Origin of the sequence: Arenibacter latericius DSM 15913 (assembly GCF_000424985.1) — a bacterium.
Taxonomy (GTDB): Bacteria; Bacteroidota; Bacteroidia; order Flavobacteriales; family Flavobacteriaceae; genus Arenibacter; species Arenibacter latericius.
The window spans coordinates 24,573-37,724 of record NZ_AUKX01000008.1; the positions used below are offsets into that span (position 1 = coordinate 24,573).

Sequence of the window (13,152 nt, forward strand, 5' to 3'; positions counted from 1 at the left end):
AAGCACTTTATACGCACATAAATACTTTTTGGCACTTGCCAGTTGTACGGATTTCAATATGCATCAAGCAATACAATCTTAAACTTAAAATAGGTGTACTAGTGTTTGAAGCAATTGTTCAATACTTTCATCTCCACCTTGTTTTACTAAAAGGATGCTTTAATCACTCTAAAGCCTAACTATCTATATTCCTATTAACAATATATCCAATATCAAGAAAAAAATCGAGGTTAAATCCTTTTATTCAATTAACCCAAATGCTCTTGGCAACCATAAGGATAGCTCGGGAAAATAAGTGAGTAGCATTAATACACCTACCATAGCCCCCAACAAAGGCAACAGCGGTTTAATTACTTTTGTAACTGGCACTTTCGCCACACCACTCCCCACAAATAACAACGTGCCCACTGGTGGAGTACAAATCCCTATACAAAGATTTAGAACTATAATCATTCCGAATTGTACGGGATGTATCCCCAAGGCCATTACCACAGGTAAGAAAATAGGAGTGAAAATAAGTACTGCTGGAGTCATATCCATAAAAGTACCTACGACCAATAAGGTTATATTGATAAAAAGTAAAACCAATAAGGGGTTCTTAATTGATTCTAACAAAAACCCTGTAAACAGTTGTGGAATAGATTCAAATGAAAACAACCAAGACATAGCCATAGATGTGGCAATAAGAAACATTACTATAGCAGTAGTCTTTGCACTTCGCAAAATAATTGGCCTAAAATCGGAAATCTTTAATTCCTTGTTTATAAAACCAAGTAATATAGCGTATACTACGGCTATGGCCGCGGCTTCAGTGGCCGTAAAAACTCCTGCTACAATACCACCCACCACAATAACTAACAGGGTTAAACTTAATAAGGAATGTTTAAAATCTCGAAATAGCTTTTTAAAACTGACTCGTTTCTCCTTAGGCAGACCTTTTTTTAAGGCATAAACATAAACTACGCTCATGATAGCTAACCCCACCAATATACCCGGAATATAACCCGCAATGAATAAAGCCGCCACAGAAGCGGTACCACCACTAGCCAAAGCAAAAATGATTAACACATTACTAGGCGGAATCAATAGTCCGGTAGTAGAAGAGCTGATATTAATTGCTGCACTGACCTCCCTAGGATAACCATCTTTTTCCATTTTATCTGTTAAGGTACTTCCTATAGCAGAGGCAGCTGCAATGGCAGACCCTGAAATTGCCCCAAATAACATAGCAGAAATAATATTTACGTAAGCCAACCCTCCAGGCAAACTTCCGATTAAGGACTTCGCAAATTCTATTAAGCGATTTGCAATACCTCCTCTGTTCATAATTTCTCCCGCCAAAATAAAAAACGGAATAGCTAAAAGGGAAAAATTATCAATACCAATAGTCATTCTTTGACTTACTGTAGTAGTCGCAGGCAGGTAGGAAACATTAATCAATAAAGTAATAGTAGTAGAAATTCCTATGGCATAGGCCACGGGAACCCCATAGGCCAATAGGCCCAGAAAACTAACGAACAATACAAAAATGCTTATGGTTTCAATGCTCATTGTTATTCGGGTTAAAGGTTATTTTTATATGATAAATAGAAAAGAATATAATTATGAGACCACAAAGAGGTACTATAGCATAGACATAGCCTAAGGGAATTAACAAAGCAGGTGACAACTGCCCTAATTTTAGGGTGATATACACCAAATTCCCACCGCCGATAACCATAACAATCAAAGCAAAAATTGCCATTACCGCTTGAATAACCCGATGTCTTTTATACTGCTTCTTGGGAGGGAGTTTTTCTAATAGAAAATCCATGGATAGATGCCCTTCTTTCTGACCATTTATATAGGCAGCACCAAGTACCGTTAACCAAATTAGGGAAAAACGTGCAAATTCTTCCGTAAAAGAACTAGATTGCCCAACTACATATCTAGAAGTCACCTGCCACACCACATCTAATACCAACAAACTAAAGATGAGCACAAGCAATCCTTCAATAATTTTATTTAATGTATTATAAATGGTCTGCATTATTGGTCGTTAATTTGATCGATTATTTTTTTCATACTTGGGTCTTTTAACAACTCCTCCATAATGGATTTTGTTTTAGCTATAAACGGACTTTTATCTGGCCTATAAATTTGCACCTTAGCTTTTTCTAGGACCTCCATATTTTCTTTGACCGTTTCCCTCCAAAACACCTTTTGTCTTGCAACACTTTCATCGGCAGCAGATTGCAACCACTCTTTTTCAGTATCATTAAGTGTATCCCAAAACTTTGTCCCCACTACCACTACGTCTGGAGTCATGGTATGCTCGTCTAGGGTATAGAATTTACAAATCTCATAGTGATTGGAGGTCACAAATGATGGGACATTATTTTCAGCCCCGTCTACTACACGTTGCTGTAGTGCTGTATATAGTTCACCATAAGCCATGGGCGTAGCAGACCCGCCTAGGTTATTTACCATATTTAAGGCCATTTGATCGTTCATTACCCTAATCTTTTTTCCCTTTAAATCTTCTGGTGTCTTTATAAATCCATCTAAGGTGTAAAAGCTTCTTGCACCGGCATCATAGAAACATAGGCCCCGTAGCAAATAATCACTACCACCCTCTAATATTTCCTTGCCTACCTCCCCTTCTAGCACATTAAACATATGTTCACTATCCCTAAATAAATAAGGAATTCCCAACACTTTGTATTCTGGCGCAAAACTAGACATGGAGGCAGCGCTAACCTTGGTCATAGCAACACTTCCAATCTGTAAAAGCTCTAGCATCTCCCTTTCCGACCCCAATTGGCCATCAGGAAAGATTTTAATCTGAAGCTTTCCGCCAGACTTCTCGTTAAGTATCTCTTGCATGGATAGGATGCCCTTATGAACAGGATGGGTAATTGGTAGGGAATGCGCAAATAACAATGTTTTATGTGAAGTACTCTCGGAACAAGACGTAATTAGAAGGCAAACTACCGCCCATATTAATCCACAAAATTTCCGCTTTACGATATTAAATTCCCACATAACTTTATTCCATTACTTTACTAAAGATAACAACCTTAACCTTTTAACACTACAAAACCACTAAAATCCCCTTTTATTAGAACAGCTAGCTCCCCTTTATAAATTGAAAATAATTCACTCATCCTCATTTACCGTATTTAATGTTCACTCTCTGTCAACAACGCCTCTCTTATTCCCATCTCCAAACCATATAATTGAGCCATTCCAATTCCGCGACCTACCAAGGAATACCCAGGATAAAAATCTTCCATTCTTTTTTTATCATCCAACAATACATGGCCGTGATCTGGCCTAATAGGAATAGCTACTTCGCCAATTCCGCTACGATATCTTCTTTGCTGCTCTTTAATAAGCGCCCTCATTACCTTTCCCATAGGTATAGAACCATCCAAGTGGGCTGCTTCATAAAATTGACCCCCTGCTTCACGAGTGATATTTCTTAAATGTAAAAAGTGAATTTTTGAACCAAAATCCTCAATAATTTTTAACAAATCGTTAGAGTCGGTTGCCCCCAAAGAACCAGAACAAAAGGTTAGTCCGTTATTGGGCGATGAAACACAATCCAAAATAAATTTTAAATCTTCATGGGTAGAGGCAATTCTTGGGATGCCAAAAACAGAGAAGGGAGGGTCATCTGGATGTAGGGCCATTTTTACACCCAATTTTTCTGCCTCTGGGATTATAGCTTTTAAAAAATAAGCTAGATTATCCTTTAGTTCATTTTTATTTATTCCACTGACCTCTTCCAAAGTAGACTTAAATAAAGAGATTGGAATCGCTTTTTTAGAGCCAGGCATTCCTGCCAAAATAGATTTTTCTAGTAAGGACAATTCCTGAGGTTCTAAACCGTTAAAATAGACTTCAGCGGCATTACATACTTCCTCACTATACACCGCTTTAGCATTTTCCCGTTTTAAGATAAATAGATCAAAGGCCGCAATAGCAATGGGATCGTATAATAAACTTATAGCACCATTGGGAAGCTTGTAACTTAAATTAGTACGAGTCCAATCTATAAGTTGCATAAAATTATAGCATACAGTCCTAATTTCTTGAGCAGCTAAATTCTTAAGGGTATCTATATAGTTTTGGATGTAGATATCTCTTTCTGGCAGTCCGAATTTAATAGCCTTATGGATATTTACACTTTCTACCACGGACCATTCTAGCCCATAAGACTCGATTTCGGTCTTAATAGCTTTAATTGCTTCGACAGGCCAGACTTCCCCCACTGGAATATTATGGCAGGCTGTTACCACCCCTTCTGCTCCAAGTTCTCGGATATCTTGCAAAGACACCCCAAAATTAGGACCAAACCACCGCAATGTTTTTTTTAAATATTCCATAGACTACACCCCAGAAAAGGAACTAAAACCACCATCAATATCATATACGGTACCTGTAACAAAGGAAGAAGCATCACTGAGAAGATAATGAACCATTCCATTAAGCTCCGAGGCATCCCCAAAGCGACCCATAGGTGTATTGCCAATTATTTTATTACCCCTATCAGTGAAAGAACCGTCCTCATTAGTTAAGAGACGTCTATTTTGATTACCAATAAAAAATCCTGGGGCGATAGCATTTACTCGGATCTTATCACTAAACTTAGAGGCAAGTTCGTTCGCCATCCACTTGGTAAATATATCTACACCAGCTTTGGCTAATGAATATCCTAGCACCCTAGAGATTGTCTGTTTGGCAGCCATAGAAGATATGTTTATAATAGATCCATGTCCTTGGTTGGCCATAATCTTACTAAGCACAATGGTAGGCATAACCGTTCCCATAAGGTTAATATCTACTACTTTTTGTGTGTCCCCAATTTCTATATCGTAGATAGTTTGATCAGGCTTTAAAGTAGCTCCTGGTATATTACCTCCAGCAAGATTTATTAAACCATCTAACCTCCCAAACTGAGATAAGATCTTTTCGCGCAAATCGGTCAATTCCTTTTCGCTCATCACATCAACAACAAAATAATGGGCATTATCGGATCCATTACTATTCAATTCCCTACATTTTTCTTCCAATTTATCTTGAGAGCGACCTAATAATATCACTTTTGCCCCATTCTCTACTAAATAGGTAGATATGGATCCTCCTAATGTTCCCGTTCCCCCGGACAACGCATAAATTTTATCTTTTAAATCAAATAACTGACTCATATAATATTCTTTTAGTTATCATTTCCACATTTATATTAAAAGCGGATTGTATTTAATAGTTATTTCCTATTCTAAGTAGTAGACATTATTCTCCCTTTGCCATTTTATACCCTTCTATGGTGGTATAATATTTTGCTAACATATTAGGCACTTCCCATTTGGGCAGTTTACCCTCTTTTAAATAACGCAAATAATTTTGTGTCACCTGGGCAAAATGTGCCTCATGCCCAATTTTAAATTTCTCGGGAATGTTGATCTTCCAATACCCATCGCTTATTTTTTCTGATGTGGTCCCAGGATATATAGCTGCTATATCCCCCTCTAATGCCACAGTAATTGCAGCATCTACATCTGCCTTTCCTTTTTGTTTGACATACAGTGTTGGCTTAAAATTTTCTTCTTCTCCCTGCTTTATAATAAGATCACTTTTGGTGCCTCTCATTATACTATAATGGGTATCCCCAGTTCCTTCTGGAGCTTGGAAATCCCATATCACTGAAACCTTGGCGTATTTCCCTTTAATCTTATAAATCATTTCCCCATTACAATACACCTTTAACTTATCTCCCTCAATATCTTTTTTAAGGTAATCCGGAAAATAATCCAAACCTGTAACCTTACTAAACTCTTCCAACGTCAGATCGGTAGCCCATCGTTTAGCACTTATCATTTCTATATCCGACTTGTTTATTATCTGTTCAGGAAATAGTTCCCATTGTACCATATCTACCAGATGCGTAGTTACATCCACAATCCCTTCCCCTTCCTCATTTACATCAAAAAACCAGGCTGGTCTTACCAAGGGCTCTCCTGAAACATATTTAAAAAAATGATGCACACTTTCCTTACTTATAGCGGGCTCCTCGATACTCCCTTCCATTATCTCCCCAAACACATTTGGCACGGCTGATAAGAGACGTTGCATATCTGTAGTTACCTCAAAGCGTTCAGTCATGATATCATAAATCAACACTCCTTTCTCTTCTGCTATTTTAAAAGCTTCCTCCAATTTTTGGAATCCCTCTGGATTTATAACCAAGGGTTTATCCGCATATACATTTATCCCAGCTTTCACTGCTTCAAGGATATAATCTATTTTCTGGGAATTTTTTCCTGCTACTATCATTACATTGCCCGGTCTTTTGGCAATCATCTGTTCCAAATAGTCCTCTCCAAAAGAAGTTTCCACCTTCCAATGTGTAGGTGACTCAACTCTTGAATTATAGGATGCAATTTTATTTAGAAAGTCTTCTACCTCTGGCCCTTCGGGTGCAAAAACATAAATGGTAGAATCTACTTCCGGATACATGGTCTTTTGAACCAATGCCGCGTGAAAATGACCTGGATCTAAGGTCATTAAGGTTACTTGCTCATCCTCCTTCTGATTGTTTTTCATTTTTTTTGAACTTTCGGAACACGAGATACATAAAGAAAGTAAAAGTATGGTGGTTATTTTATTCATTATCATCCACTTATATAAGACTCTAATTTAACATTTTATTGATTAATTATATTCTGAAGCAATAGGCTTTATTTCTTTCCTTCTGCTTAGCCCATTTAAATCGATTCCAAAACCTAGGCTACCCCTAATTCTAAACCTTTACATAATTGGTACCGTAAGGTGCTCTTTGTTCTCTTTGCAGCAATGCATTGGCTTCATCATCATTGATAAATATTTCTTTATCATTGTCCCATTCCAGTTTTCTATCAAATTGCATGGCGATATCACTGATTAAACAGATAACACAGGCTTTATGACCTTTTTCAACAGGGGATATTGGTGCCTTTCTAGACTTGATACAATCCAGCCAATTCCCATGTTGGTCGTCTATTTTATATAAGTGAGTTTCGTTCTCTCCAATTACCGATTCTAATATTTTGGGGTCCGATGCATTTAAGGCCTTACTGCTCTTTTCTTTATCTACTGGGTCGGATGCGGAGGCCTGATACGATCCACGGGACACAAATATCCAACCGTCTTCACCAATATATTTTATCCCATTAGGATATCCACCACTGGTATATACCGTAATATCATTTTCATATTGATGTTTCACAAAAAAATCGCCATGAACATTCCACAGACCCGATTTAGGAAATTCTGCCAAGGCCTCCACAGAAATAGGACCTGTTAGCTCTGTATTCATTCCCCATGCTGCTGAATCGTAATGGTGTTGTCCCCAACCAGTAATCATCCCTGCTCCATAGCTTCTAAGTCTAAGCCATCCAGGGCGACCATATCCCTCTTGTGGGTGTACGCCTATCTCTGTATAAGGCACTTTTGGCGTTGACCCCAACCACATATCAAAATTTAAATTACTAGGAACTGGCATTGCAGCGGCTTCTGGTCCTGAAGGGTCTCCAGGGAGTCCAATTTTCACTGTATGCAATTTTCCAATCCTACCATTCCTTACCAATTCTGCAGCAATCCTAAATTGCGGCATTGCCCTTTGTTGGGTCCCCACTTGAAGAATAGCTCCTGTTTTCTGTATTACTTCTCGTAGCTGCTGTCCCTCTCTTACCGTTAGAGATGTAGGTTTTTGTAAGTAGATATCCTTTCCTGCCAAAGCGGCCTCCATTGCAGGTTGGGAATGCCAATGATCAGGAGTACTTATCACTACGGCATCAATATCCTTATTAAGAAGCATTTCACGATAATCATCATAAACCCTGGTATTAACATAGTTGTCTTTCCCTGTTTTCTCTTTGTAAAATTTATCTACCAACACTTTGGCATCGGCAGCTCTATTAGCATCTACATCACACACTGCTAAAAAACGAGTCTGATCATAACGAATAGTATCACGGATATCATGGTCCCGTGCAATCCTTCCACAACCAATCTGTCCAATGTTTATCATATTACTCGGAGCATTTTTCCCGAATACACTTGCCGGTACAATTGTTGGAAAGGCAACCGCAGCAACAGTACTCAGCGATGTTTTTTTTATAAAATTTCTTCTTTGCATCTGAATCTATAATTTAATTTTAGTTGGTTTAATTTGTGGCAGATTCGCAAAGGATTGCCAATACCCTTCTGCTTCTTCTTTAGTCAGTTTCCCTTTAAAGACCACCAATCTATACTTTAATTGATATTCTTTATTGGGTTCTATCTGCCATTCTTCATGTCGAATAGGAGAAAACTCAAAAAACATATCCCCTCTACCCCCGTTACTATCAATAGGCCAAACCCGCATTGGTTCTGGGTGAGCCTTATTTTCTGGATAGCTTAAAAATAAAATTCCATTAGTCCCTTTACCATTAGCAGACTCTCCAGTCACCATACACCACCGAGCATTAGTCCCATCCGCTGTAAGTCGGTCATTGCCCTCTGAAGTAAGTACAGAACAATTGTCTTTATGCCAACGTTCCGTAAATCGCATCCCCAATCCACCACCATAACGATAAGCTTCAAATAGAATCCCGGATTGCAGAGGAGTTTTAAAAGTTGTAGTATAATCTACCATATATCGATCAGGCCTACCTAAATCCCACACCTTAACCTGTAGATCCTCGTTCAAGGCTATGCGTTTATCTTCTTCGGCAGCTTTTAAGTTAATGTGTTCTTGATGGGCATTGAAGCCTGTGTAAACTGGCCCTGAAAAAGCATCTTTAAATTCTTTAAAATGTACGGTCCCTTGACCATCCCCTAAATTCCAAAAATCTATTTGTTCCCCCTCTATCTGTGTGCGTGTCCAGGGCCCCCAAATTCCATAATGGTGGTAATGGTCTTCAGGTTGAATTCTTGTAAGCGTATCTCCAGAAGGCGATTGCAAGGGGTGAATATATCCTGATTTCCCAAAAAGGGAATCTACTCCTTTTGGAGCATAGGTCATTCCGTATCTATAAGTGAGCATTGGCATGGATTCTTTGCCTAATTTAAGATCTCCATTACTCTGGGTCATAGTTATTCCCGAAACATCACCAATCTTAGCTTCTCCTTTTTCAAGTTTATAGTTCCCCGTATTTTCCGGCGAATGCACAAACCACATTTTTTTCTTATCTCTATCGAACTGAACAGGTATTTTCTGACCCTCATAAGACAGACTCAAATCACCATGGTTACCAAGAATAAAACCATCCAAGTCTAGCGCTATTGGTGAAGATTGATGCACGCTATCACTGTCGGATATTGCAAATAGGTATGCTTCATTAGTATTACACGATAGGGCAATAATCATAAAATAACCAAGGAAGATATATTTCATTTGTTTAGGTTTGGTTGGTAGGGTTTACATACAAATTACCGTTATTTTGATACAATCCCTTGGTTTACTCAGGGACAGCGCTAAATATGTTTACCTTAACTTCAAATCTAACTAATCACATTTAATTATGCAACCGGTTGCAATAAATAACTATGATATATTTTAATAAATAAGCGCTGAAAACGCATAAAGGCAAGATAACACTACTTACACCAAACATAAGATATAAAAATATTGCTTATTTTTACCGCAACATTTACGCAACAATGCAACAGGAATGACATGGGTAAAAAAATAACGATTTATGATTTAGCTAAAATACTCAAGGTATCCCCAGGAACAGTGAGTAGAAGCTTAAACGATCACCCATCCATAAGTCAAAAAACTAAAGCCCGAGTAGTTGCCAAGGCCAATGAACTTGGGTACAAGACTAATAAATTTGCAGCCAACCTCAGCAAACAGAAGACCAATACCATAGGAGTAATTGTCCCTAGATTAAACTCCAATTTTATGTCTACCATGTTAGCTGGAATAGAAAAAGTTGTAAATGAAGCTGGCTACAATTTAATTATAAGTCAATCCTTGGAATCTATGGAGAAGGAGAAACTAAATGCCAAAACCCTTTTTAATAATAGTGTTGACGCCTTGTTAGTATCACTAGCATACGACACTTCTAGTTATGATCATTTCACTCCTTTTATCCATCATGAAATTCCGCTCCTTTTTTTAGATAGAGTACATAACCTACCCAATAGTGCGACCCTAATTATAGATAATAAGCTAGCCGGATATGAAGCAACGGAACATTTAATTGATCAAGGCTGCAAGAACTTACTTTATGTGGGGGGTAGCCAAAGAAGAAATGTATATTCAGATCGTTTTAAAGGTTTTAAAAATGCGCTGGCCAATTACAATTTGGAGTTTGATGAAAGCAATATTTTGGAATCTGACCTTAACCCTACTTCTATTGGAGAGGCAATTAACCACATAAAAAGATCAACAAAACAAATTGATGGGATATTTGTTGCTAATGATACGTTTGCAGCTCACCTGATAAAAAACCTAATAAGGGAAGGCCATAAAATTCCAGAAGATATAAAAATCATTGGGTTTAATAACGACCCAGTTTCAGAATTAGTCACCCCTAGCCTAAGCACTATAGACTATTCTGGATATGAAATGGGAATCTTGGCTGGACAAAGTGTAATTAGTCATTTAAATGGTAATATCAATTTTAAATCTGCCAATACTATCACGCTAAGACACCAATTAATAATACGAGAATCCACCCAAAAACAATAAAGCACAATTATGAAAAAATCAATTCTAACCAGTTTAACCCTTCTTTTTATCAGCTCACTTTGGGCACAAAGCCTGGAATCATTTCCAGTAAACGATGAGTGGCTTGCTAAAATTGAGGCTACAGCCCCTTCTACTCCACGAGTAAAAGCAAACAAAAAAAAGGTACTTGTCTTTTCACAACACACCGGTTTTTACCATTGGACCACCCCACACAACAACGAAATGCTAAAAATACTAGCAAAAAAAACAGGAGCATTTGAGGTTACCATTGCATATGACATAGCTAGCTTTGACAAAAAAAATCTCAAAAAATATGATGCCGTTGTCCTAAACAATTCTAATCCTGCTGGCCCTAAGCGCGATTTGTTTTGGGATCTTTTAAAAAAGAACAGCAGTCTTTCCGAACCAGTGATAACTAAATTGGCAGCTGATTATGAGAAAAACTTAATAAATTTTGTAGCAAAAGGAGGTGGTCTTATGATATTACATGGAGCAATCACCGTTCAAAATAATTCTGAAGAGTTTAGTGCAATGACAGGAGGAAGTTTTGACTATCACCCAAAACAACAAGAGATGCACTTGAAAGAAGTAGACCCCAACCACGTATTAGTACAGGCATTTAAGGGAAAAGGATTTATCCACGAAGACGAACCTTATTTTTTCAAGAATGCCTATTTTAACTATAATTTTCGACCGCTTTTATATATAGAAGCTGATAAATTGGAAGATGTAAGACATGAGGTAAAACATAATACAGTTTATGTTTCTTGGATAAAACGACATGGAAAGGGAAGAGTATTTTATAGCTCCCCCTCTCATAACGCGCAAAGCATGGACAATCCAGAACTACTCCACTTCTTTTTGGATGGCCTGCAATATGTGGTTGGAGACCTAAAAGCCGATGACAGCCCAATAGGCAAACCTTGATATAATATTTCACACCAAATTAAAAAAATGCGCATCTTAAATTGATGCGCATTTTTAATTCTATTCTACAAAACAGGCGTCTATTAATGATACTCGTTGTTAGGTTTATTTATTAAAATCGAAATAAGACTTTGCATTATAATAAGAGATATCCGAAACAATTTTACCCAACCACTTTTCATCTGCAGGCAATTCGCCGTTTACCACATCCTTTGCAATAAGATTACACAATATCCTTCTAAAATATTCGTGTCTAGTGAAAGATAAGAAGCTACGCGAATCAGTTAACATCCCCACAAAACAGCTTAAAAGCCCCATATTAGATAAGGTATTCATTTGGTCTTCCATTCCATCTTTTTGATCCAAAAACCACCATCCAGATCCAAATTGCACCTTTCCCTTTACGGATCCATCGTTAAAATTTCCTATCATGGTTGCAATAACCGGGTTATCAGCAGGGTTAAGGTTATAAATAATAGTTTTTGACAATTGATCAGTACTATCCAAAGCATTTAAAAATCCACTTAAAGCCCTCGCTTGGGAAAAATCCCCAATAGAATCAAACCCAGTATCGGGCCCTAATTTTGTTAAGAGTCTTTTATTATTATCACGAATGGCCCCGAGATGAAACTGTTGCACCCATCCCTTTTTATGATATGCTCTTCCTAAGAATAACAATACCTGAAATTTAAAATAGTAAACTTCCTCTTGAGTAATAGTTTGTGCATTCTTAACCTTTAGAAAGATATCATTTATATTATAAGTCCCTTCTTTAAAGAAATACAATTGTTCCAAACCGTGGTCTGCCAATCTGCAGCCATGGTCATGAAAATATTGAATCCTATTATCCAAAACGTATAGCAAATCATCATAGCTATTAATCGCTATCCCAGAAGCTTCAGTCAACTGCTCCAAATACTGCAAAAAAGCTTTTCCTCCTTCTATTGCAAAAGCCTTATCTGGCCTAAAGGTTGGATAGACCTTTGGCGAAATTCCTAGCTCTTGAATGCTTTTATGGTATTCTAAGGTGGATATAGGTTCATCCGTAGTGCAAAGTGATTCCACATTTTGCTGTTGCAACAAGCCTTGTGTGAAATGGGATTTATTTTCTAATTGCTCATTAGTATTTTCATAAATAGCTTCTGCTGTATTAGGCCCCAACAACTCCTGAACACCAAAATACCGCTTCAACTCTAAATGCGTCCAATGATACAACGGATTTCTAACGGTATAGGGAACGGTTTTGGCCCAATGCATAAATTTCTCCTTATCTGAAGCACTTCCAGTAATATATTTTTCATCTACACCCATGGTACGCATAGCCCTCCACTTATAATGGTCACCAGCCAACCACGCCTCACTTATAGTCTTAAACTGATGATTCTCTGCTATTTCCTTAGGCGACAAATGGTTGTGATAATCTATGATAGGTAAGTCTTTGGCATAATTGTGATATAAGCTTTTAGCAAAATCACTCTGCAACAAAAAATCATCATCCAAAAAATTCTTCATAACATAAAGGC

11 protein-coding genes are annotated in these 13,152 nt (G+C 37.7%); 2 read left to right on the forward strand and 9 right to left on the reverse strand.

Annotation, left to right across the window (positions count from 1 at the left end):
- Positions 1–240: 240 nt before the first annotated feature.
- The 8 genes from H344_RS0105135 to H344_RS19730 form a co-directional block, all read right to left on the reverse strand.
- The gene (locus tag H344_RS0105135) at positions 241–1,551 is read right to left on the reverse strand and encodes a TRAP transporter large permease (protein ID WP_205667128.1); all 1,311 of its coding nucleotides are present in this window, start codon (positions 1,549–1,551) and stop codon (positions 241–243) included.
- Positions 1,541–2,029, reverse strand: a complete 489-nt coding sequence (locus tag H344_RS0105140; RefSeq protein ID WP_026809326.1) for a TRAP transporter small permease — start codon at positions 2,027–2,029, stop codon at positions 1,541–1,543. The genes H344_RS0105135 and H344_RS0105140 overlap by 11 nt, the downstream gene beginning before the upstream one ends.
- The gene (locus H344_RS0105145) at positions 2,029–3,024 is read right to left on the reverse strand and encodes a TRAP transporter substrate-binding protein (RefSeq protein ID WP_051254123.1); all 996 of its coding nucleotides are present in this window, start codon (positions 3,022–3,024) and stop codon (positions 2,029–2,031) included. The genes H344_RS0105140 and H344_RS0105145 overlap by 1 nt, the downstream gene beginning before the upstream one ends.
- 137 nt (positions 3,025–3,161) lie before the next feature.
- Entirely contained in the window at positions 3,162–4,370 is a 1,209-nt protein-coding gene (gene uxuA, locus H344_RS0105155; RefSeq protein ID WP_026809328.1) for a mannonate dehydratase, read from the reverse strand.
- A gap of 3 nt (positions 4,371–4,373) precedes the next feature.
- Entirely contained in the window at positions 4,374–5,192 is an 819-nt protein-coding gene (locus H344_RS0105160) for an SDR family oxidoreductase (RefSeq protein ID WP_026809329.1), read from the reverse strand.
- Positions 5,193–5,277: 85 nt separating this feature from the next.
- Positions 5,278–6,588 (reverse strand): putative oxidoreductase C-terminal domain-containing protein, encoded by a 1,311-nt coding sequence (locus tag H344_RS0105165; protein ID WP_240484945.1) that lies wholly within the window; start codon positions 6,586–6,588, stop codon positions 5,278–5,280.
- 196 nt (positions 6,589–6,784) lie between these two features.
- Positions 6,785–8,161, reverse strand: a complete 1,377-nt coding sequence (locus H344_RS0105170; RefSeq protein ID WP_026809331.1) for a Gfo/Idh/MocA family protein — start codon at positions 8,159–8,161, stop codon at positions 6,785–6,787.
- Positions 8,162–8,167: 6 nt separating this feature from the next.
- Positions 8,168–9,400 carry a DUF6807 domain-containing protein gene (locus H344_RS19730; protein ID WP_034256180.1) on the reverse strand — a complete coding sequence of 411 codons (1,233 nt, stop codon included), beginning with the start codon at positions 9,398–9,400 and terminating at the stop codon, positions 8,168–8,170.
- 282 nt (positions 9,401–9,682) lie between these two features.
- Here H344_RS19730 and H344_RS0105180 point away from each other — a divergent pair, with 282 nt between their 5' ends.
- Together H344_RS0105180 and H344_RS0105185 are read left to right on the forward strand one after the other, a co-directional pair.
- Positions 9,683–10,702 (forward strand): LacI family DNA-binding transcriptional regulator, encoded by a 1,020-nt coding sequence (locus H344_RS0105180; protein WP_026809332.1) that lies wholly within the window; start codon positions 9,683–9,685, stop codon positions 10,700–10,702.
- Positions 10,703–10,711: 9 nt separating this feature from the next.
- The gene (locus H344_RS0105185) at positions 10,712–11,629 is read left to right on the forward strand and encodes a ThuA domain-containing protein (protein WP_026809333.1); all 918 of its coding nucleotides are present in this window, start codon (positions 10,712–10,714) and stop codon (positions 11,627–11,629) included.
- A 105-nt stretch (positions 11,630–11,734) separates the two neighbouring features.
- Here H344_RS0105185 and uxaC read toward each other — a convergent pair whose 3' ends face one another.
- Positions 11,735–13,141, reverse strand: coding sequence for a glucuronate isomerase (gene uxaC / locus H344_RS0105190; RefSeq protein WP_026809334.1), 1,407 nt, complete (start codon positions 13,139–13,141; stop codon positions 11,735–11,737).
- Positions 13,142–13,152: the final 11 nt, after the last annotated feature.